Consider the following 22,130-nt stretch of genomic DNA (forward strand, 5'->3'; position numbering starts at 1 on the left):
AAAGTGAAAACGGTAGAATGCGAACCCGCACTCAGGGGAACTTATACAGTTTATGTAAAGTATTTCCAGATGCGATAAAGATTCAGCGACATTAGCTCAGTTGGTAGAGCGATACCTTGCCAAGGTATAGGTCATCGGTTCGAACCCGATATGTCGCTCCAAATTGAGTTTGTACTGTACAATACAGTTTAAACAACAGTTTGCCCGAGTGGTGGAATCGGTAGACACAAGGGATTTAAAATCCCTCGCTGAATAAGCGTGCCAGTTCAAGTCTGGCCTCGGGTACCATTATTAGACTCTTTTTAATTGCAAAGTTAAAAAAGAGTGATGGATAAAAAAGCCTCGACATTATGTCGGGGCTTTTTTATGTCTATATCTTTTTATGTCTATGCCTTTGTAATGTAAATTCCATTCACCAAAAATTTATACTTTAGCCGCCTGAGGAATGTCATAGGCAGTGATTATTAGACACTCTCTGCCTGAAGATGTCTCAAGCGTATAAAATATTTAGTTTTGTTGTTTTTACCCTAAAAAAAATCGTTAACAGGTGAAAAAGACGAGTTGCTATGGCTGCACAGCTTTTAAAAGGTGGTTTAGGTTTAGGTTTAGGTTAGATAAAATAATGCCTTCACTTAATAGTAAAGGCATTATTGTTAACATGACAACCAGGGTAGACTTGTTTTAGAGAATATTAATTACAGTCAGTCCAGATTTCTCCATCTGTGCTGCATTCATTAATCATCGTACCGTCGTCCTGACGCTTGGCTTTAGTCCATTCACCTAAACTATTCTTATCAATTTGCACCAAGCTGTTATTCATCCGTTTACGCCAATAGTGAGTGTCAAACGACACGTGCTCATCCCAGCCCTTTGGCAGAATAGATAAATGCTCGATAAGTTCGGTAGCATTAAGCTGTTGAGCCTTATCCTTCATATTTATCCAGTCAGGCAATGACGCAAATTCAGGATCCGCCTCACGGAAAATAAATTCAGCAAAGTAGTCCATGCCATTTTCGGAAAACGACACCGTATGCATACGATCTAGAGGAACCTCAAGATTTTGCGTGCACTCAGACATTGCATTAACAGAATTAAATTTAGGGATGTTAGTTAATTGATACTCAATATCATCTTTTTTAAAGGTGACTTGTTCAGAAGCAGAGCAATTATATCCACGATCTATATCGTAGTAAGCATCTTTACGGATCTGTAATTTTCCCGCGAATGTTTGATCTCCCCAGCTACTATTATGGGCAACTACGTCAGACAAGATAATATCGACTTCAAATAAGTCTTGTTCCATTTTAACAATGTTCAGTATCCAACCGTCTGATAGGCTGACAAAAGTCTCTCGGTACCAAGCATTATCGAATTGATATTTTTCATCCTTATTTTTATCTTGATAAATAATGACTCGAATTTCTACAGCGTCAGGATATTGTGCTTGTATATTCGCTTTATGACCAAAAGAGGCCTTTAACCCTATAACGATAGCTTGGGCTATTTCATAGGCTTGAGTATTATTATCGGCGATAAAATCAGCAAAAATTTGTGCTTCAGAAAGATTATAATGAGTCACTAAGTATATCATTACTAATCGAATTTCATTTTGCAGGTCATTTGTGAGCTGAACATTATTTTTTAAATTCTCACAGCTTAAAATAGGCTGTTGAGCTGCCTTTAGCTTGGCAGAAATTTGCTCCCATAATAGTGATGTTAGTGGTGATATATGACGGATTTCATCATCTGTTAGCGGGGTAATAGAAGGTGGCAATGCCATCTGATAAGCCTCTGTGACAGGGCCTGTATCTTCATCAATCGCACCTACAGGCACATCCACATACATAGTTGAATATGGGACACATTCAGCATGTTCTTGAGTGAACTCAAACGCATATTCACCCGCTGCACCAGATATTGCAGATGGCTCGCTATCTACATCAAAAATACTGTTGCCATTGATATCTAACCACACAGTTGCACCAGATACATAACCGTCAATGACCTTACCAGACAAGCCTACAGTCACCGGCGGCGGCGGCGGTGGTGGAGGCGGCGGTGGAGGTGGCGGTGGAGGCGGCGGTGGAGGTGGCGGTGGAGGCGGCGGTGGAGGTGGAGGCGGAGGTGGAGGCGGAGGTGGTGAAATTACTTCAGTATCGGCTGAATTTGAGCTACCACCACAAGCCATTAACGATAACGTTATAGCTATCGCGACGGGTACTAGCCACTTATTTTGAACTAAGGTCATGTAATATCCTTACTACATTATTATGTTGATCTAATGGCTAAACCAAGAGAGTCAGGTTATATTTTTTAATATTTTTAATCAAAGGGTTAAGCTTTTTTGAGTTGGGACCGGGCGGGAAGCGGATTAAACAAGCGTGAAGTATCTTTAACTGCCCTGTAAATACTTTTCCGACCATCCCTGGCTCTTTAAGCCTAATGCAAAAGTATACTACTCGCTAAGCGACTGAAAATAAATACCACACCTACTTTCGTAACAAATTAGATACAATTGGTTGGGTAAATAATATTAATTTGGTTGCAGCACCACACGTCCGTTTATTAACGTCTGATAATTACTAGCGCTCTTTTGTTCAAAATAAAGAAATGTTGTAATACGTTTTTGCCCCAAGCTTTGTTTGGAAATATGGCCTGCGGCCACCAACGCCGTGGCGCTTCACCCACACCAGACCAAGAGGGTATCAACAGCAATACTCTCTTTACTTTTAATTAAAGAATTAGGCCCTGCCGCCCCAGACGAAAAATGCTGAAAAGCGCATAATTTTCGATGGGGATCGATCCAGCTTTAAACTTCATCTGTATCCGGCTTCGGCCATTGTCACCTAATATAAAAAATATCCTAACGCTTCCGATGAGCCGTCCCTGGCCCAACGAAAGCTAGCGTGGTATCCATGCCAAGCTCACGGGTTCTCGGAATAAAGAGTCTCGATGACCTCAATTCAAAACGGACATCCCAGCTTTTCTTATAGAATTGTTACAAATGAAGTTAAATCGAAGAGGCGAAAATATCATCTGCATAAGAACTTGCGGCATGCAATTGATTAGATTGAAGTCACGAACTTACTTAATCGGACCAATATGACTTGTATTAAAACATTGAATTAATGCTATAAAGTAGATTAAAGTATGAAAACTTAAGGACAAAGTATGGTTACCTCGAACACTATCATCGAGTGTGCCATTTAGGGAAGAAAAACCATTCAATAACATGTGCCTATTAACTCCCCTAAAATGTTTACCCTGACCCAACTAATTTACTGTTGCGTACTGCTAGACACTCGCCGTTCGTTTGCTAGAAAACATAAAAACTGTTCAATGTGCGTAGGTAAAATATGTTTTGCAGCAGTAAACTTAAAATATCTTATAAAATAACGGTTCCAATAAAGGTATGACTTTTCAGTTTGGTAGCTGTAATGCCTTACTCTAATTTGTTGTCTAATCGCTTCTAAATATCCAGTTCCTGCCATCATTTCCCCCTTTATGTTACCTGTACTGTATTTATATACAGCTATAATGGGTTTTGACGAAATAACAATAATAAGTGAACAAAAAGCAGTCTAAAGGACTATGTCGAGAAAAATAGGGCTGCTCTAATATATTGATCTTGCTTGGTTTATTTTTTTACATTTGGCGCAGACACTTTTAACGCGCAATTTTAGTTTTATATTTGAGTGTAAGAGTCATTAAATTGCTTTACTTCAAAGACATAGGAAATGTAGGATGATATTAATCAATAACTTAAACGGGCGACTTTATCGGTCGAGCCGTTCAATAAGCTGTTAGCTGTCACAAGAATCGTGCAGATGAATCATCAAAAAGGAGTAGTAAATGCAAACCACATCATTATTCAGAGTAATCTTAATTTCAGGTTTAATTGTCGCAATTATTGGTATTGTTGCAGGAGTCAGTTTATCTGATACATTGCCCCTAATATTACAGGATTATCTTTTGCAAACTGAGAATGAGGAACTTTCGAGTATGGAGTTCATTTTATTCTTAATCCTTGCCCCTGTGCTTTTAGTTTTGTTACCTATTTCAACTATAGGTCTCTGGAAGTTTAAGAGCTGGGCTCGTACATTATATGTCGTAATATCAGTCGCTTTTATCCCACTTTACCCTGTAATTGGTCCTGTAGTAATGAACGGATGGGAAGCTATGTTTTCTGATGTGGCATTGATGCTAGAGGGTGTATTAATAGCAATGATGTTTACTGGCGAAATTAGTAAAAAATTCAAACCACTTAAAGCGGAAGTGAGCAGCTAACAAAAAATTAAACAAGGACAAAAAACAGTTGGCTTTTGCTCCTTCGTCGCCTATTTTAGCCAACTATTTTTTGCCTGTTAATTAGGCGTTAGCCCTCATGGAGTAGTATCGTGTTTAGCGAAATAAAATGGAGATTCAATCTTGCTGTTATTAGCTCACTTTTACTGATTTTACTATCTGCATTTCAATGGTCACTCGTGGAAATCATAACTGTTTTTCTTATGATGCCTTTGTCTGGGGCTGTTTGGTTACTTTTTATAGGTTGTATAATATCGAGTTTAACTTGTTTATTAAAATTCAAAGCTATTGGTAAAAAGACTTTTGCGCCAATAGGTATTCAGGTCGCAGTGTTTCTATTGGTAATTTATGTTCCATTTACCATGTTATGGCTAAAAGTGGATTACGCTATAAATAAAGAAAAACGAGACGTAGTAGTTACTGAGGTATTAAATGGTCAACTAAAACCAAATGTTGATCATAACTCTTCTTTGATTCACTTAGGCGAAAATTATCGAGGGTTGTCTCGCGGTGGTAATGATATTGTCATAGAAAATCATGAAAGTTTAACTTATGTTTTCTTCTTCACTTTTAGAGGAATAATGGATAATTATTCAGGCTATCTATATGTTCCTGAGGGTGGTTCACCCGAAAAGTATAGTGATTTAAATGAAACTGATTCAACCGAAATAAAACATATTGAAAATAATTGGTATCTTGTTTCTCATCACTAAGGGTTAACAAGAGACTATGGCGTCAATAGTTAATTTTATGCTTTTGGCGCTTCCCATAAAACACCATCTCTTAACATCGAATTTAAGATCACAACCATCTTTCTAATACAGGCAATAATAGCCACTTTCTTTGGTTTTCCTGCCGCAACCAACCGCTGATAAGTCTCTTTAAAAACAGGGTTAGATTGTATCGCTGACATCATGGCCATATAAAATTATGTGGGGTCAGTGTAAACTTTACTTAATTACCCCACATTTACTAATCCCACGACCTACCTTTAGACCCTTTGCACTAAGTCATTTCTGTGCAGTAACAAGTTAACCCTAGTGTTGCCACTGCCATCAATGAAGCTAAATCTAAGAAACAAAAATGCGGGTGCAGATGAGCCATCGAGTATCCAAAACAAGGATGTTTTGGTTGAGCCCACATGGACGTGCTTGCGGCGTCTCGTTGGATCATCTGTACCTGTAGTCAATCTCAAACCTATGAGGATTTAATTGGATCTGATTAAATTTTTATTAAAATGAAACCTTCCAACCCGCTTTTGTTCAAAAGTTTGATAGCCATAGAATGAAGGCTATTTAATGTTTCTGAGCGAGAGGTTAAATGTAACAGTGACCAGATAGCCACTGTTACTGCTTCATAAATTAATAAGTTAAAAATTATTGACCAGCTGACAATAACTCAAGATTCGTCACTAGATTTCTTACGCCATGGGCATGATCTTCATTGAACACATTACTTTCACACCATTTACCCACAGTGGCGATATTCACCTGAGCCACTTTTGGACGAACACTCCACGATACTTGAAGCGGTGAGCCTTGTTCATTATATCCAGGGCCCGTTGTCGAGCCGGCATATTGAATCGCATCACCTGTATTTGATGGAATATTTAATGCTTGGTGATAGCCATTGCTTTGGCCTAACTGGGTTAATTGACCAAAATCTAATGCCTTTGCATTATTCACTAATACAAAAACTTGCGTTTCAACTCTCAACTGTGGATTTTTAACCGACTCACTTAAACAGGCACCTAAAGTTGGGCCTGGGCTCACTTGAGCTGTGGAATGCACATAGTGCAATTCAATGGTATCGCCAGGTATTAGATTACCGTGTTCACTTGGGCAAATAGCTTGCTTAACCGGTAATAAGTCTTTTTTACTGATGCTACCTGAGTATTTAAAGCCTGTTGAGTAACCTTTACCGTCACCGTTACCCGCATAGGTAGTAAATTCACCGCCAGAGTGCTCGGCATTTTTATGAAAATGAATATTACATAAATTCATTTGGGTGTAGGCCGGAGCTTGGCTGAAAATAATCTTATTGTTGCCGACCAAAGAATCAATATCACGAGGTGATTGAGGGCCGAAACCTTTACCAGCGGTATTTTCTGCCAGTTCTGCACGCTGCGCAGCAATGGTCTTATCTGATACGGCGACATTGTGCTCTGTATGGTTGTCTTTTGCTGACACGCTGGTGGTTAAGGTTGCCGAGGCAATAGCCAGCATCAATATATGTTTCATTTGGTTTCCTTTTGGGGAATAGCATTTTCGATAAAGGACAGGACAGCTTTTAGCGTAGTCAACTTTTATAGGGTGGGCAAAAAAGCTGTACAAGTATGATTAAGATAATTTTACGACACGGTAGGATTTGCGTTGGCGGTAATGTACGTAAGCAAGCTTAAATGTGTATTAAATGTGAGTGTTTTTGATGCATCGCTAGGCGAATACCTTAGGGTTTTCAGGCTATGTTTTTTATTTACAGTAGGGTATGTTTTTGTGTGAGATGTAAACCTATTAAAACTGACTATAAATATTACCTGAATAAAAATGGCTAACAGTTGTGTTAGCCATTTTTATCTATTGGGTTAGTTACCCATTTTTATCACAGTCACTTTTTAAGTGACTGTTGTATATTACTTTATAAGTCATTGTAAAGTGTCTCTATCCACTTGTCGCCATTGATAAATGCCCAACTCCAATCTTGGTATGCTTTAGGTACGCCCATCTTTTTTATCTGGGCTAAGGTTTTACCTTGGGTTTTTTCCGATTTAATCCAGTTAATGCTGTCATCAAGCATATGTTTAAACTTGAGTAATTCGGTTTTATTGGCTAAATCACCGTGGCCTGGAATGATTTGAGTTTTGTCATCAATTCTATCTAATATGATAGCGACATTATCGCGATAACCTACAACAGAGCCACCACCGTCTAGGTCAATATAGGGGAATCTATCTTTAAAGTATAAATCGCCCATATGGATAACATTGGATTTTTGCCAATGAACTACGCTGTCTCCATCTGTGTGTCCTGGGCCTAAATGGATCACATCGAGGGTATCTTGATTGAAATGTATCGAGATACTGTCAGTGTATGTGATGACAGGAAGGGCACTTTTGGGAGTATTGCTATCTGAAGCTAAACGCTTCAAGACATTATGGTGAGCTAATATAGTGCCTTTTTCACCAAAGTGAGCATTACCGCCAGTATGGTCGCCGTGGTAGTGGGTGTTGACGATATATTTAGGTACACCGGGCTGAATATTATTAAGCGATGCGGTTATTTTTTCTGCCAGCGGGGCAAATTGGTCATCAATAATCAATATGCCGTCAGTGCCAGCCGATACACCAATATTGCCACCGGAACCTGTGAACATGAAAGTGGTATCGGTGAGTTGCTTTGAGGTAATAGTGACATCTTTAAATTTGTCATCGGCAAAGCTCTGACCGCTAAGCGTCATACTTGCCAGCACTGTTAGCGCAAGTAAGTTGGCAAGCGGTTTACGCTTTGTTTGTTGGTTTAAAGCACTTAACGGCATAATTTTTCCTTAAAATAGTCTATTAAAATATCATTTACACATTATAGCTACCGAGTCCAAGGTAGCAGCTTTTTGGCAAATTTGTCAGCTAGACCTAATCTAATCGCCGCGTTATGGCGAACTCTATATAGCGCTTGATAACACAATGGCACAAGGTACAAACTGGTGACAGTAGAAAAGGTTAACCCGCCTATAATAGCTATTGCCATCGGTGAATAAGGGGGCCGCCACCGCCAATTTGGGTATCCCCCATGGCTAATGGCACTAAACCTAATACCGTTGTGGCCACTGTCATCAGTACTGGACGTAAACGGGTGCTACAGACACTTAATATAGTATCCGAAAGCTTATCCAGCGCGGGGGTCATTTGATTAATTTGGTCTACTAACACAATGCCATTATTCACTACGATCCCCATTAAAATAAGGATCCCTATCATGGACATAACAGACATAGGCGTTGCGGTAAACCATAAGGCCCAAAACACTCCGGTAATTGAAAATAAAATAGAGGTGATAATTGCTGTCGGCAGTAGCAATGATTCAAATAATGCCGCCATAACGATATAAATCATTATGATAGCTAATATCATATTAACCGCCATGATGTTTTGATCTTCATCTTGGCGCTCAAATCCGCCCCGCAATGAATAACTGTATCCGTAGGGGAAATTAACCGAATCCATAATGTGAGTGATTTTTTCCTGCGCTTCCTCAGTGGTTAACTTATCTAGATTGGCACCAATAGATAAGGCCGTTTGGCGATTATAATGTTTGATACTGTCAAAACGAGGCACAATTTTTATTTGTGCAAGGCTGTCTAAGGTGTAAACCCTGTCCTGTTGTCGTAACACAGGTAACTGCTTTAACTGCTCAAGGGAATACTGCCATAGCTTATCGTAGGCCAGTTCAATTCGTAGCTCACCAGATGGGTCGTGCCTAAATGACCTCAGTGGTGTGCCTCTTAATGCTAATGCAATACTTGACGCCACTTCACTTAGTTTTACATCAAGTCTTGCGGCCATTTCTCTATCGATTATCACCACCACTTCTTGCTGGGCACTATTCACTTCAGAGCGGACGTCGACTAATCCTTCAATTCCATTAAGCAATGGCACCACTTGATTACTTAAGTTAATCAGTTCTGAAGTTGAGCGACCCGTTAGAGTGACACGTATTCCATTTTGCTCATTGCCCCAACCAAATTGTGGCGTGGCAATGGAGAATTTAGGAAATCCTTCTCTGATCATTTTTTTCAGTTCAGAGGTGTCAATAGGGATGTCTTTTTGCAAAATAATGGTGGATTGCGCATCATGTGGGGCATAGTAACTGTATACGGCATCAATAAAAAATTTCTCTTTATTGGCATATAGATAAGCCTCCATTTCACTGACAAGCGCTTCGGTTACCCTAAGTGCGTGACGTCCCTCTAGCTGATAGTTAATATAAAGTCGGTCATTGCCTTCGCCGTCATTTTGATCTTGCTGAACCATACTAAGTGGCAAGGCAGTTGAAGCTAAAATAAGTACGGCAATAACCCCAGAACGCTTAGGTCTAGTTAATACCCAAGATAAACTGCGCTGATAAAATGCCGCCATTTTACCTTGCTTATCATCTGTCTTAATATCGAAGTGGAAGCTGTTCAGCATTAACGGGATAAGTGTTTTCGCCACTAATAGCGATGCCGCTAATGATATACAAATTGCAATGGCCACATGTTCAAGAAATATAGTTAGCTGCACTTTAACGCCAAAGATATTAGGTAAAAATACAATGGCTGTGGTCAATGTACCCGCTAACACCGCAAGGGAGACTTTATCTACCCCTGTTAACACAGCACGCTCATTGGCTTTAGTTTGCTGGGTATCATCTATATGACCGGCTTGTTTTTCTTGTAACACACTCTCAGTCACTACTACTGCATTATCAATAAGCATACCCACGGCGAGCAATAATCCCATCATGGATAAAATATTGAGGCTATATCCAAAAAAGTACATTCCAGCTAAGGTCATACAAAGTGAAATAGGCACAGAAGAGACCACCACTAACGTCATCTTTAAATTGCGTAAGAATAAATACAGTACGCCAAAAGATAATAGGGCACCCAATAAACCGGATAACAGTAAATCTTGTAATGAAGATTTAACGCCAAAGGCCTGATCTTCCATAATAAACAACTTCACGCCATTGAATTGCTTATCTTGTTTGGTTTTTTCAATGACCTTCATGACCCGATCAGATACTTCGACTAAATTAGCCCCTGATTCTTTAAACACGTCGATACCCACGGCGTATTTTTGGTCTAAATGACGACCTTCAATTTTTTCTGGTAAGGCAAATTTAACTGTAGCGATGTCGCCTAACGTGATACCAGGAATAAGCACTAAGCGGGTGATATCATCTAAACTGGTAAACTCACCCTTAGGCGATACTTGAAACACATTGCCATTGCTTCTTAATGTGCCAGCGTTGATGACAAAATTTTGTGCTGATAAGCTGGTTTGCAGTTGTTGATTACTGATACCACTGGCAACTAATTTGTCGGCATTAACTCGAATATCGATTTGCTTTTGTTCAACGCCGTATAAAGTGACCTTTGATACACCCTCAACTCTTTCAAGGGGTTTGCGAAGTTGTTTGTCGAGTAAATCAAAGGCGTTAGATAGTTCACGTTCGCTGGATATCCTGATGGTGAGCACCGGCATATCGGCGGTAGAGAATTGCTGGATCATCACCCGTTCAACATCTTTGGGTAAAAGGTGCCTAACCGAGTCAATTTTCTCACGTACTTCTAAGCTTTTAGTGGCAACAGCTTCTCCCCATTTCATATTCATTTGAATATAAGCACCATCCTGGGTGGAGTCAGAGTGTAACTCTTCAATACCGCCCATAGTGGCTAAGGCTTCTTCAAGTACTTTGGTAATATCGCGTTCTACTTCAGCTGGGCTTGAACCTTTATAAGGCACTTGCACCATGATTTGAGGAATGTCGATGCCAGGGAACATTTCTAACGGCAACATTCTGCTTGCCGCCATACCAAATAGCATAATAGCGACAAAGAACATGCTGGTGGTGACAGGGCGTTTTAACGCTAGTTTTGTCAGGTTCATACCGTTGCCTCTGCTGATGCTGCCTGCTCTGACTCTGTGGCATAAGACTTCTGGTCAAACAGGGCATATAAACAAGGGATCACCAACAAAGTCAGTAATGTTGAAACCAGTAAACCAAAGATAACCGTAATCGCCATCGGTGCTCGTACTTCGCTGCCATCGCCCATACCAATCGCCATTGGTAATAACCCCAGCGCTGTGGTTAATGTTGTCATTAAAATAGGGCGCAAACGTGATTTTGCCGCTTGTTCAATGGCGCTGATTTTTTCTATTCCTTCACGGCGTAATTGGTTAATTCTATCCACTAATACAATGGCATTATTAACCACAATACCGGCTAACATAATCAGTCCAATAAACACCACGATACTTAAATGGGTGTTGGTGATGAATAAGCCTAAAATACTGCCAGCAACCGCCATAGGAACAGCAATTAAGATCAGTAATGGATGTAGCAATGATTCAAATTGACTGGCCATGACCAGATAAACTAAAAATATTGCTAACACTAGGGCTATTTTCAATGAGCTAAATGAATGTTCCATTTCTTCATTTTGGCCACCAAAAGAGGACTGAATGGAAGAGGGGAATTGCTGTTGGCTTAAAATCTGTTTAGCTTCTACCACTGCATCGCTTAAATCACCAAAACCTAAGTTTGCTGACACAATAGCAACACGTTGCTGACTAATACGGTTAATCGCAGATGGGCCAACCTGTAATTTAATGTCTGCAACTGCGCTAAGTGGAATAGGCTGGTCACTGTTAGGGTTGATGATGAGTGAGTCAATATCACTTATCTGATCGCGCTCTGACAGCTCGCTGCGAACTAAAATATCCACCTTACGATCGCGCACTGTGTACTGGCTGGCAACGGTTCCACCAACACGTTGCGCAATACGACTTGCTACGGTAGGGGCATCCATACCCAATGCTGCGAGCCTTTGGTGATCAAACTGAATACTGATTTCAGGTTGACCATCACGTAGCGTGGTATTGACATCGGTAAAGCGGGATGATTGGCTTAACGCGCTCACTAAAGTGTCGGCGCTTCGCTTTAACTGTGCTAAATCATAGCCAGACAATTCAATTTCTAAGGGTGTTTTGAAACTGAATAACTCTGGTTGCTCAATTTTAGCGTCTAACTCGGGTATTTTTTTAGCGGTTTGCCTTAAAATATGAGCCACAGCGTCAAATGCACTAGGATTGGCCAGTACAACCTGTAAACGTCCCCAGTTTTCACCACCTCTGGCGGTATCTGATGTCATTAATCCGCCACTGCCAGCCTGGCTGAAAGTGTGTTTTACATCTGGGTTATCGTTAATGCTTAAGGCTAACTGCTGTAATACTTTGTCTGTTTCACTGACCTCGGTTCCTGGTGGTAATAATAGCTCTACATAGAACTCACCTTGATTCATTGGTGGAATAAGTTCCATGCCCAGTTTAGGTAATAAACCTCCTGCGCCTAAAGTAATACTAAGGGCAATCAGTAGTGTAAGCCCTTTTTGTTTGAGTACTTTATTCAGTAAACCGTCATACACTTTAGCTAAGGCGTCATAAACATAATTGAACGCACTGGCAAGTGGGCGCATGACTAAGCCAATTAACCAACTAAAAAAGCGGATAGCCAATAAGCCGAAGGTTAATAAACCTGCTGGTATATAGCTAAACAACAACTTGAATGGCCAAGATATAACGGCAAGAGTGTAATAACCGGTTTTACCTAGTTTCGATTGTGGGATAGTTTTGATGGGTGTTTCAGTTGGCGCAGGTAAGCTTTTAAACCCTTGGCGAGAAGCCAGCATAGGTATTGCTGTTAAAGCAATAAACAATGAAGCTAACAAAGCAAAGGTGACAGTAAGTGCCTGGTCGGCGAATAATGCCCCTGCTATGCCATCGACAAACACTAACGGCACAAATACGGCTAATGTCGTTAATGTAGAGGCAAATATTGCGCCTGAAACTTCTTTACACCCAGTAACCGCCGCTTCAATTTTACTCATACCTTGCGATTGATAGCGGTCAATATTTTCTAACACCACAATGGCGTTATCAACTAACAGCCCGATAGCGAGAGCAATACCGCCTAACGACATGATATTGAGACTGATATCAGCAAAATACATCATATTAAAGGTGGCAATGACCGAGAACGGGATAGAGATAGAAATGATCAGGGTGGCGACGATATTGCGCAAGAATAGGTAAATGACCAACATGGCAAGCACACTGCCGATTAATGCCGATGAAGTAACCTCATTTACCGCGCTTTCAATAAATTCTGACTGGTCATAAATAATATTCAGTTGCTTGTTTTCATCAGCTTTGTTGATTAATGCCAGCTCAGCCTGGAGCTTTTTAGCAACGGTAACTGTATTAGCATCACCTTCTTTGTAAATGGCGAGTTCGATAGATTCGACGTCACCAATACGAGTGACATCACTGCGCTCTTTATAGGCATCACTAATTTCAGCCACTTCATTGAGACGCACTAGGGTTTGATCATTACGGTAGATGATGACATTGCCCAGTTCTTCCAGCGAATTAAATTGATTTAAGGTTCTAACTAGATACTCTTTGTCACTTTGAATCACTTTACCCGCAGACAAATTGATATTTTCTTGATTGATTCTTTGTTTAATATCATCGGCATTTAAGTTTAATTGGCTAAGTTTTTGTTGGTTAAGAAGAATATGAACTTCTTGTTCAAGCCCGCCAGACAATCTTACCGCTGCCACCCCTGATAGCGCTTCTAAGCGGCGTTTTAATTCCTCTTCGGCAAAGGTGCGCATTTGTTTTAAATTTTTATCTGACGCATCGGGTACAGAAAAAGCTAAACGCATGATGGGGTCTAGATTAGGATTAAACCTTAATAACAATGGTTTATTGATGTCCAATGGCAGTTCAATGGTGTCTAGTTTTTCACGCACTTCAAGACTGGCCATGTCCATATTGCTGCCCCATTCGAACTCTAGGACAACATCTGACATACCTGAGCGTGAAATAGAGCTGATTTTACGTAAGCCTTTAACAACGCCAACGGATTCTTCAATGGGTTTAGACACGAGTTGTTCAATTTCAACTGGCGCAGCGCCATCATAGGCGGTACGAATAGTGACACTGGGATAACTAAGATCTGGCAGTAACATTACCGCAAGTCGACTAAAGCCGACCATACCAAATAACATTACCGCAAGCATGAACATCCACACCGTCACTGGACGGTTGACAGCAGTATTAATGATTGACATGGGCTCGCTCCGTTATTTGATAGCAGCTACGTTTAGAGGATTTATCACTTCGACCAGTGATTGATCTTTTAAGTTTTGCTGACCACGGATAACGATTTGCTCGCCTAATATCACCCCAGAGGTAATCTCAATAGTATTATCTTGGCGATAGCCTAAGCTAACTTCACGACGTTCAGCAACAGTGTCTTTAATGACATAGATTGCTTGAGTGTCATCTTGATTAATTAAGGCGTTATAAGGCACGGTAATGACGTTGTTATGGGTGTCGTATTTAATTTCAACCCGGGTAAACATGCCTGCTTTTAATTGGCCACTGTTATTGGGCACATTTAAGGTGACTTTAAAGGTACCGCTTTGGGCATCAACTATGGGGCTAATACGCAGCACGGTAGCATCTATTATGTCGGTAGTGTGTTGATTTTGACGAACACTGGCATGTTGTCCTAATCGTAAACTAGGTAGTTGCTGCTCTGGTAGGTGGACAATGCCGTATAATTGGTCTTGGTTTACAACATAGAAAAGTTCATCAAACTCTTTAACGGTATTACCTTGCTTTACATAACGCTTAGCGACGACACCGTCAATGGGGGAAACAATAAGGCTTTCTTGCACCTGTAGTTCAGCAAGGTCTCGCTGGGCGACAGCTGCTTGCAGGTTAAACTCTAATTTTGCCATGGTATCTTGGCTAATAAACTCTTTATTATCCATTTTGCGCAGACGATTTAATTCTTGCTCAATGATTTGAACTTCAGCCTGAGAGCGATTGAAATCATACTGTTGGCGTTTTGCATCAATAACCGCTAATACCTGGCCTTTAATTACCCGGTCGCCTTCTTCAACATTGATAGTATTTATCAAGCCAGAAATACGGGTCATCACATGGGCTTCTTGTGGGGCTTCTAAGGTCGCTGTTGTGCTGTAAAATGATGACACATTACCTTGTTCAACAAAGGTTGTTTCTACTGGAACAGCAAATTTTTCTTGTTCTTTTACTTGCTCTTCATCTCCTGTACAACCAGCTAACATTACTAAACAACAAAAAGGAATAACAACTTTTTTAACGGATTGAAACCTGTCCATGGGAACCTGCCTTTATAGTGAAGCCAAGTGCTACCTTGCGATTATTTAGCGGTAGCTTAAGAATAAGACTACGCCAATAAATGCTGCCGTCACGCTGACTTTTGTAACAATTAATAATAAGTTTATGAACGTTGAAAGCATTAATTGTGCCAAAATAATAAATCATTTACTTACAGGTACTTAAGTTTAATTTTGTTTGCAGGTGACTTCGTTGAATTTATAGCGCTAGTTATAATGTTAAATAAATGGTGAGAATAACTAACATTTGTTAAGTTTGACTTAATGTACCAATAATGTCTGATGTAAGGTTCAATATCATAAATCAGCTAGTTGCTTTATTAGCGACTGTATCAATAAATATATTAATAACAGTATTAGTTTATTGATTGCGTAAAAGTAGCTGGCCAGCTACTTTGATTAACAAGTTACTGGCCATTGATGAGAAGAGGTTGCTGATGTTTATCGATGTAATTGAGACTGATACATTGGATCTGTTTACAAGGCTAGACTATTCGTTAAGAATTCTATTGGGATAATATAGTGCTCTTTTGATCTCCAGTATCAGTTTTTGGATCCGGACAGCTTGATAAAACCGACACTTGATTATTTGAATCGACTTGTTCAATACTGACTTTGAACTTCCATAAACGATGTAAATGCTTCAATACTTCATCATGATTATTGGCTAAAGGGATGTCATTGTGTGGTGTGTATCGCAAGGTTAATGAACGGTCACCATTAATGTCGACATGTTGTACTTGAATGTTAGGCTCAATATTCGCTAAGTTATATTGCTGCGACAGCATTTGACGAATTTGTTGATAACCCTGTTCATTATGTATTGCTGACACATTTAATTCAGCACGTTTTTCATCATCTAATATGCCAAACAATTTAAAATCGCGGATAACTTTAGGCGACAAATACTGGCTGATAAAACTTTCATCTTTAAAGTTTTTCATTGCAAAGTGCAGGGTGGTTAACCAATCGCTGCCAGCAATATCTGGAAACCAAAGTTTATCCTCATCGGTAGGGTTTTCACAAATACGCCTAATATCAATAAACATACTAAAACCTAAAGCATAAGGGTTTATGCCGTTGTAGTAAGGGCTATTGTATGCAGGTTGAGCGACTACTGCTGTGTGGCTGCGCAAAAACTCCAGCATAAATCTGTCGGTGACTTTTCCGGTATCATATAAGCGATTTAAAATAGTGTAGTGCCAAAACGTAGCCCAACCTTCATTCATTACCTGGGTTTGTTTTTGCGGATAAAAATATTGTGCCATTTTTCTCACAATGCGCACTATCTCACGTTGCCATGGTTCAAGCAGTGGTGCATTTTTCTCAAGAAAATACAAAAGGTTCTCTTGAGGTTCTGACGGAAATTGTTTACTTTTTTTAGTGATTTGCTCTTGGTTGCTGGTGGGCACAGTGCGCCACAGGTCGTTGACTTGGCTTTGTAAATAAGCCTCACGTTCTTCCTGTCTAGCCTGCTCCTCACTAAAAGATATTTCAGAAGGACGTTTGTAACGATCTACACCGTAATTCATTAAGGCGTGGCATGAATCAATGGTTAACTCTACTTGCTCAACGCCATGCTTTAGCTCGCATTGATGAATATAGTTTTTAGCAAAAACTAAATAATCAATAATTGAACTCGCGTCTGTCCAGGTTTTAAATAAATAGTTATTTTTAAAAAAGCTATTGTGCCCAAAACTCGCGTGCGCCATCACTAATGCTTGCATAGTAATGGTATTTTCTTCCATTAAATAGGCGATACATGGGTCAGAATTAATCACTATTTCATAGGCCAGTCCCATCTGTCCGCGACGGTAGCCTTGTTCTGTTTCAATAAAGCGTTTACCAAACGACCAATGGGTATATCCAATAGGCATACCAATTCCTGCATAGGCGTCCATCATTTGTTCTGCGGTAATAATTTCAATTTGATTGGGGTAAGCATCAATTTTAAAAAATTTAGCCGCCACTTCAATTTCATGTAGATATGCCTGCAACAAGTCAAATGTCCACTCTGGACCATCGCTTAAAGGCGAACGGGAAGATGTATCCATAGTGCCTCCTATACAGCTTGTTTTTTAAAAAGCTCTCTAAATACCGGATAAATATCATCAACTTGCTTAATATTTTGCACCGCTATATTATCGAAGCTTTGTTGTAATTGTTGATATTCCTGCCATAAGCTCTGGTGAGGTCTATGGGTTATTTCAATATAACTAAAGTACCTCACTAAAGGTAAAATATGCTGACTAAGCAAATTTTTACACACGGGTGAATCGTCTGACCAATTGTCACCATCAGATGCTTGCGCAGCATAAATATTCCATTCACTGGCGGGGTAACGTGCTTGCTGGATTTCATGCATTAATTTTAAAGCACTTGACACTATTGTGCCGCCGGTTTCCTGGGAGTAGAAAAACTCCTGTTCATCCACTTCTTTAGCTTGGGTATGGTGGCGTATGTAAACCACCTCGAGGTTTTTATAAGTACGAGTTAAAAAAAGATACAGCAAGATATAAAAACGCTTGGCCATATCTTTGGTTGCCTGATCCATTGAACCAGAGACATCCATTAAGCAAAACATCACCGCTTGGCTTGAAGGTTTTTCTCGCTTTGCGTAATTGTTGAAGCGTAAATCAAAGGTGTCGATAAAAGGCACTTTAGCAATTTGTTTTTTTAATATGTCAATTTGAGCTTTTAAGTCCAAAATAAGTTCGGCTTTGGCACCGGGGGTGTTTTCAAGTTCAGCAAGCTGTTGCACAAGTAGGTTAAGTTGCTTTTTCTTACTGCCGCTCATGGCTATTCTTCTGGCTAAAGATGAGCGTAATGAACGAATAATATTGATATTGGCAGGTACCCCATCATTGGTAAATCCTGCCCGATAGGTTTGATATTCTACCAATTTATTTAAGCGATTTTTCTGTAAGTTGGGTAATTCTAAATCTTCAAATAACAGTTCAAGATACTCATCTTTTGATATTTGAAAGACAAAATCTTCTTGACCTTCACCAGAATCAGAAGCATCACCGTCACCAGCGCCGCCTGCTTGTCCACCTTGAGGGCGGGCTATTTTATCGCCGCGATTAAATTGGTCGTTGCCTGGGTGAACTCTTTCACGGCTACCACCTTGTCCTTGTCTAAACGATGGTTCACTAATATCCCGAGTTGGAATACTAATCTGTTCTCCTTTATCAATATCAGTCACACTGCGTCTAGTCACTGCATCACTGACGGCTTTTTTTATTTGGGTTTTATATCGTTCAATAAATCGTTGACGATTAACCGTGCTTTTTCCTTTAGCATTTAATCGTCTATCTATAAAGTTAGCCATACGCACCTCCCAAGCCTAAATGCAGGCTTTACATCCCAGTACTGTTCAGTAAAGCCTATGTTGTTGGGTTATGATGATTTACGTACGCGTAAATACCATTCCGACAGCAATCTGACCTGCTTCTTGGTATAGCCTTTCTCCATCATTCTATTAACAAAATCATCATGTTTACGTTGATCATCGTTTGATGTTTTGGCATTAAACGAAATCACTGGTAGTAAGTCTTCGGTATTGGAGAACATTTTCTTTTCAATCACGGTTCGCAGTTTTTCGTAACTGGTCCACAAAGGATTATTGCCTTCATTATTAGCTCGGGCGCGTAATACAAAGTTAACAATCTCATTCCTGAAGTCTTTAGGATTACTTATTCCGGCTGGCTTCTCTATTTTTTCCAATTCAGCATTAAGTGATGCTCGGTCAAATTGTTGTCCTGTTTCTGGATCTCGATACTCTTGATCCTGGATCCAAAAGTCAGCATAGGTTACATAACGATCAAATATGTTTTGACCGTATTCGGAATAGGACTCTAGATAAGCGGTTTGAATTTCCTTGCCAATAAACTCAACGTATTTAGGGATTAAATAGCCTTTTAAAAACTCAAGGTAACGTTCACTTACCTCACTAGAGAATTGCTCTTGTTCGATTTGCTTCTCAAGCACATAAAATAAATGCACCGGATTTGCGGCGATTTCTGTATGGTCGAAGTTAAACACTTTAGACAAAATTTTAAATGCAAAACGGGTAGATAGACCGTTCATTCCTTCATCGACACCCGCATAGTCACGATACTCTTGATATGACTTTGCTTTGGGGTCTGTGTCTTTTAAGCTTTCACCGTTATAGACGCGCATTTTTGAGTAAACAGAGGAGTTATCTGGTGTTTTAATGCGGGATAACACACTAAATTGGGCCAATGTTTCCAGTGTGCCAGGCGCGCAAGGAGATTGAGATAATTCTGAATTAAACAACAGTTTTTGGTAAATTTCCAGTTCTTCTGAAACGCGTAAACAGTAGGGTACTTTGACGATATAAACTCGGTCTAAAAATGCCTCGTTATTTTTGTTATTTCTGAATGTGGTCCATTCTGATTCATTACTGTGAGCCAGAATAATCCCTGTGTAAGGTAATGCCGATAAGCCTTCTGTACCGTTATAGTTACCTTCCTGTGTGGCGGTCAATAATGGGTGTAATACTTTAATCGGCGCTTTAAACATTTCGACAAATTCCATCAAGCCTTGGTTTGCTCGACATAATGCACCTGAATACGCGTATGCATCGGCATCATCCTGTGAAAAGTGCTCTAACTGACGAATATCGACTTTGCCGACTAATGCGGAGATATCTTGGTTATTTTCATCACCAGGTTCGGTTTTTGCAATGCCGATTTGATCCAGAATTGATGGGTAGACTTTAACGACTCTAAATTGACTAATATCGCCGCCAAACTCATGTAATCTTTTAACTGCCCAAGGTGACATGATGGTTTTTAGGTAGCGATGCGGTATTGCATATTCTTGCTGCAATATGCTGCCATCTTCGTCTAAATCGAAAAGACAAAATGGGTGATCGTTCACTGGGCTGCGCACGCCATTGGCACTTAAAATATAAATCGGCATATGCTGAATAAGGGACTTAAGCTTTTCTGCAAGTGATGATTTACCCCCACCCACTGGACCGAGTAAATATAAAATCTGCTTTGATTCCTCTAAGCCTTGAGCCGAGTGCTTAAGGTAAGATACGATTTGCTCAATCGCTTCTTCCATGCCATAGAAGTCTTTAAAGGCTGGGTAGCGAGAGATAAGGCGATTAGAGAAAATACGGCTTAAGACAGAGTTTTTCGATGTGTCTATGACTTCAGGTGCACCAATCGCCATTAACAACCGCTCTGCAGCTGAAACGTAGGCACCTTTATCCTGTTTACAGATATCAAGGAATTGCTCTAAGGTATATTCCTCATCGAGTTTTTTCTCGTAACGTTGTTGGTAATGTTCGAAAATGCCCATAATAAGCCCCTTAGACGTCTATGCCGGGATGGCAACAATGGCGAGGAATTAAGCAATATTGGCGTTGTTGCCAATCAATCTTTTTGGCCTCTACAATATAAGCTTAGAATAGAAAGTGTGATATTGCGCAACAGTTTTGTAAATTATTGTTTATAAAACAAGGAGGAACGTAGCAATTGCAATAGTTGCATTTATAGTCAGCAATAGGGGTTTGCTGTTCTGAAGAAGTAAATAAGCTAAATTACACCTATAAAAAAAGAGCCCTAGGGCTCTTTTTAAGATAACGAGGATTGTGATTAAGCGAAGTTGCTGTTCACAAAATCCCAGTTAACTAATTGCCAGAAGTGATTTAAATATTCTGGACGTGCATTACGGTAATCAACGTAATAAGCATGTTCCCAAACATCTACAGTCATTAAAATGGTCACTGATTCATCAGTCAGTGGCGTAGCTGCATTGCTGGTGTTAACGATTGCTAATGAACCATCAGCTTTCTTAACTAACCAAGTCCAAGCGCTACCGAAGTTATTTACTGCAGAATCAGTAAATTTAGTTTTGAATTCTTCGAAAGAACCGAATGAAGCATCGATAGCAGCTGCAACAGCACCAGTTGGTGCGCCGCCAGCATTTGGTGCAAGGCAGTTCCAGTAAAAGGTATGGTTCCATACTTGAGCTGCATTGTTAAACATGCCACCAGTAGAAGTTTTAACGACTTCTTCTAAGCTTTTTCCAGCAAATTCAGTGCCTTCAACTAAACCATTTAATTTTACAACGTAAGTGTTGTGATGCTTACCATAGTGGTATTCAATCGTTTCTTGAGAAATATGCGGTTCAAGTGCGTTCTTTGCATAAGGTAATGCTGGTAATTCGAAAGCCATTAGTCTCTCTCCATGGAGTTAGGTTATCGTTTTTATACCTAAATTAAATACTAAATAGGTACACTGCTCTGCAGCTATTGTACTGATTATTTTTGTGATGTGAATCATTGTTTCTGGAAAAATCTCGATTATGGCCATTCATAAGATGAATTAATCTATACCCTTACAAACTGTGGCATTTTGTTATGGCTTAAGGTGTCGTACAATATGGCTATTAGTACTTTATCTACCATTAGGAATGAAAATGGAAACTGTAGAAAAAATTAAGCAGCAACTGAGTGAAAACCCAATCATAGTTTATATGAAAGGCTCTCCTAAATTACCTAGTTGTGGTTTTTCTTCTCAAGTTGCACAAGTGATGATTAACTGTGGTGAGCAGTTTGCGTTTGTAGATATTTTACAGCACCCAGATATCCGCGCTGAATTACCTAAGTTTGCAAATTGGCCAACCTTCCCACAGTTGTGGGTTGAGGGTGAGTTGATTGGCGGCTGTGACATTATTACCGAGATGTTCCAAAAAGGTGAGTTACAACCGATTATTAAAGCGACTGCAGATAAATTCCGCACTGAAGATGCCGCAGAATAAGCTGTTTATTGTTTAGCTTAAGAAAAACCCAATGC

At 39.9% G+C, this 22,130-nt stretch carries 14 protein-coding genes, 2 tRNA genes and 2 pseudogenes; 6 read left to right on the top strand and 12 right to left on the bottom strand.

Annotated elements, in window-relative coordinates; translation table 11 throughout:
* The first annotated feature begins 85 nt into the window (after positions 1-85).
* Positions 86-161 (top strand) — tRNA-Gly (locus tag ACRWQN_RS10565).
* Positions 162-202: 41 nt separating this feature from the next.
* Positions 203-288: transfer RNA gene (locus tag ACRWQN_RS10570), tRNA-Leu, on the top strand.
* Between the two features lie 403 nt (positions 289-691).
* On the opposite strand, the gene ACRWQN_RS10575 is transcribed toward ACRWQN_RS10570, so the two are convergent.
* Positions 692-2,017, bottom strand: a complete 1,326-nt coding sequence (locus ACRWQN_RS10575) for a hypothetical protein (RefSeq protein WP_434937631.1) — start codon at positions 2,015-2,017, stop codon at positions 692-694.
* Here ACRWQN_RS10575 and ACRWQN_RS10580 point away from each other — a divergent pair.
* On the top strand, positions 2,001-2,237 hold the full coding sequence (locus ACRWQN_RS10580) for a hypothetical protein (protein ID WP_434937633.1): 237 nt from the start codon (positions 2,001-2,003) through the stop codon (positions 2,235-2,237). The genes ACRWQN_RS10575 and ACRWQN_RS10580 overlap by 17 nt on opposite strands.
* 1,041 nt (positions 2,238-3,278) lie before the next feature.
* Here ACRWQN_RS10580 and ACRWQN_RS10585 read toward each other — a convergent pair.
* Positions 3,279-3,494, bottom strand: a complete 216-nt coding sequence (locus tag ACRWQN_RS10585) for a phage integrase N-terminal SAM-like domain-containing protein (RefSeq protein WP_434937635.1) — start codon at positions 3,492-3,494, stop codon at positions 3,279-3,281.
* Between the two features lie 358 nt (positions 3,495-3,852).
* Here ACRWQN_RS10585 and ACRWQN_RS10590 point away from each other — a divergent pair, with 358 nt between their 5' ends.
* Positions 3,853-4,287 carry a hypothetical protein gene (locus tag ACRWQN_RS10590; RefSeq protein ID WP_434937637.1) on the top strand — a complete coding sequence of 145 codons (435 nt, stop codon included), beginning with the start codon at positions 3,853-3,855 and terminating at the stop codon, positions 4,285-4,287.
* 110 nt (positions 4,288-4,397) lie between these two features.
* Positions 4,398-5,018, top strand: coding sequence for a hypothetical protein (locus ACRWQN_RS10595; protein ID WP_434926070.1), 621 nt, complete (start codon positions 4,398-4,400; stop codon positions 5,016-5,018).
* Positions 5,019-5,053: 35 nt separating this feature from the next.
* Here ACRWQN_RS10595 and ACRWQN_RS10600 read toward each other — a convergent pair.
* The 10 genes and pseudogenes from ACRWQN_RS10600 to sodB all read right to left on the bottom strand — a co-directional run.
* Positions 5,054-5,230, bottom strand: a pseudogene (locus tag ACRWQN_RS10600) (IS110 family transposase); the annotation flags it as partial.
* Positions 5,231-5,681: 451 nt separating this feature from the next.
* Positions 5,682-6,545 carry a delta-class carbonic anhydrase gene (locus ACRWQN_RS10605; protein ID WP_434937638.1) on the bottom strand — a complete coding sequence of 288 codons (864 nt, stop codon included), beginning with the start codon at positions 6,543-6,545 and terminating at the stop codon, positions 5,682-5,684.
* A gap of 397 nt (positions 6,546-6,942) precedes the next feature.
* Positions 6,943-7,839, bottom strand: coding sequence for an MBL fold metallo-hydrolase (locus ACRWQN_RS10610; RefSeq protein WP_434937640.1), 897 nt, complete (start codon positions 7,837-7,839; stop codon positions 6,943-6,945).
* Between the two features lie 47 nt (positions 7,840-7,886).
* Positions 7,887-10,951: pseudogene (locus ACRWQN_RS10615) on the bottom strand (efflux RND transporter permease subunit).
* Entirely contained in the window at positions 10,948-14,199 is a 3,252-nt protein-coding gene (locus ACRWQN_RS10620; protein WP_434937642.1) for an efflux RND transporter permease subunit, read from the bottom strand. Before ACRWQN_RS10620 ends, ACRWQN_RS10615 begins: the two are co-directional and overlap by 4 nt.
* Positions 14,200-14,211: 12 nt before the next feature.
* Complete coding sequence (locus tag ACRWQN_RS10625) at positions 14,212-15,279, bottom strand: efflux RND transporter periplasmic adaptor subunit (protein ID WP_434937644.1); 1,068 nt, start codon at positions 15,277-15,279, stop codon at positions 14,212-14,214.
* A gap of 524 nt (positions 15,280-15,803) precedes the next feature.
* A complete protein-coding gene (locus ACRWQN_RS10630; protein ID WP_434937645.1) occupies positions 15,804-17,351 on the bottom strand; it encodes a SpoVR family protein in 1,548 nt (515 codons plus the stop codon).
* A gap of 8 nt (positions 17,352-17,359) precedes the next feature.
* A complete protein-coding gene (locus ACRWQN_RS10635; protein ID WP_434937647.1) occupies positions 17,360-18,628 on the bottom strand; it encodes a YeaH/YhbH family protein in 1,269 nt (422 codons plus the stop codon).
* Between the two features lie 68 nt (positions 18,629-18,696).
* The gene (locus ACRWQN_RS10640; RefSeq protein WP_434937648.1) at positions 18,697-20,631 is read right to left on the bottom strand and encodes a PrkA family serine protein kinase; all 1,935 of its coding nucleotides are present in this window, start codon (positions 20,629-20,631) and stop codon (positions 18,697-18,699) included.
* Between the two features lie 296 nt (positions 20,632-20,927).
* Entirely contained in the window at positions 20,928-21,509 is a 582-nt protein-coding gene (gene sodB, locus ACRWQN_RS10645; RefSeq protein ID WP_434926079.1) for a superoxide dismutase [Fe], read from the bottom strand.
* Between the two features lie 244 nt (positions 21,510-21,753).
* On the opposite strand from sodB, the gene grxD reads away from it, so the two are divergent.
* Positions 21,754-22,095 (top strand): Grx4 family monothiol glutaredoxin, encoded by a 342-nt coding sequence (gene grxD, locus ACRWQN_RS10650; RefSeq protein ID WP_434926080.1) that lies wholly within the window; start codon positions 21,754-21,756, stop codon positions 22,093-22,095.
* Positions 22,096-22,130: the final 35 nt, after the last annotated feature.

Source organism: Shewanella sp. HL-SH8, from assembly GCF_051165765.1.
Lineage (GTDB): Bacteria > Pseudomonadota > Gammaproteobacteria > Enterobacterales > Shewanellaceae > Shewanella > Shewanella glacialimarina.

Bases quoted from the DNA above. Each gene is read 5' to 3' on its own strand.
- ACRWQN_RS10625 (WP_434937644.1), bottom strand. From the start codon at position 15,279: ATGGACAGGTTTCAATCCGTTAAAAAAGTTGTTATTCCTTTTTGTTGT.
- ACRWQN_RS10640 (WP_434937648.1), bottom strand. From the start codon at position 20,631: ATGGGCATTTTCGAACATTACCAACAACGTTACGAGAAAAAACTCGAT.
- ACRWQN_RS10610 (WP_434937640.1), bottom strand. From the start codon at position 7,839: ATGCCGTTAAGTGCTTTAAACCAACAAACAAAGCGTAAACCGCTTGCC.
- sodB (WP_434926079.1), bottom strand. From the start codon at position 21,509: ATGGCTTTCGAATTACCAGCATTACCTTATGCAAAGAACGCACTTGAA.
- grxD (WP_434926080.1), top strand. From the start codon at position 21,754: ATGGAAACTGTAGAAAAAATTAAGCAGCAACTGAGTGAAAACCCAATC.
- ACRWQN_RS10620 (WP_434937642.1), bottom strand. From the start codon at position 14,199: ATGTCAATCATTAATACTGCTGTCAACCGTCCAGTGACGGTGTGGATG.
- ACRWQN_RS10585 (WP_434937635.1), bottom strand. From the start codon at position 3,494: ATGATGGCAGGAACTGGATATTTAGAAGCGATTAGACAACAAATTAGA.
- ACRWQN_RS10635 (WP_434937647.1), bottom strand. From the start codon at position 18,628: ATGGCTAACTTTATAGATAGACGATTAAATGCTAAAGGAAAAAGCACG.
- ACRWQN_RS10630 (WP_434937645.1), bottom strand. From the start codon at position 17,351: ATGGATACATCTTCCCGTTCGCCTTTAAGCGATGGTCCAGAGTGGACA.
- ACRWQN_RS10605 (WP_434937638.1), bottom strand. From the start codon at position 6,545: ATGAAACATATATTGATGCTGGCTATTGCCTCGGCAACCTTAACCACC.
- ACRWQN_RS10590 (WP_434937637.1), top strand. From the start codon at position 3,853: ATGCAAACCACATCATTATTCAGAGTAATCTTAATTTCAGGTTTAATT.
- ACRWQN_RS10580 (WP_434937633.1), top strand. From the start codon at position 2,001: ATGACCTTACCAGACAAGCCTACAGTCACCGGCGGCGGCGGCGGTGGT.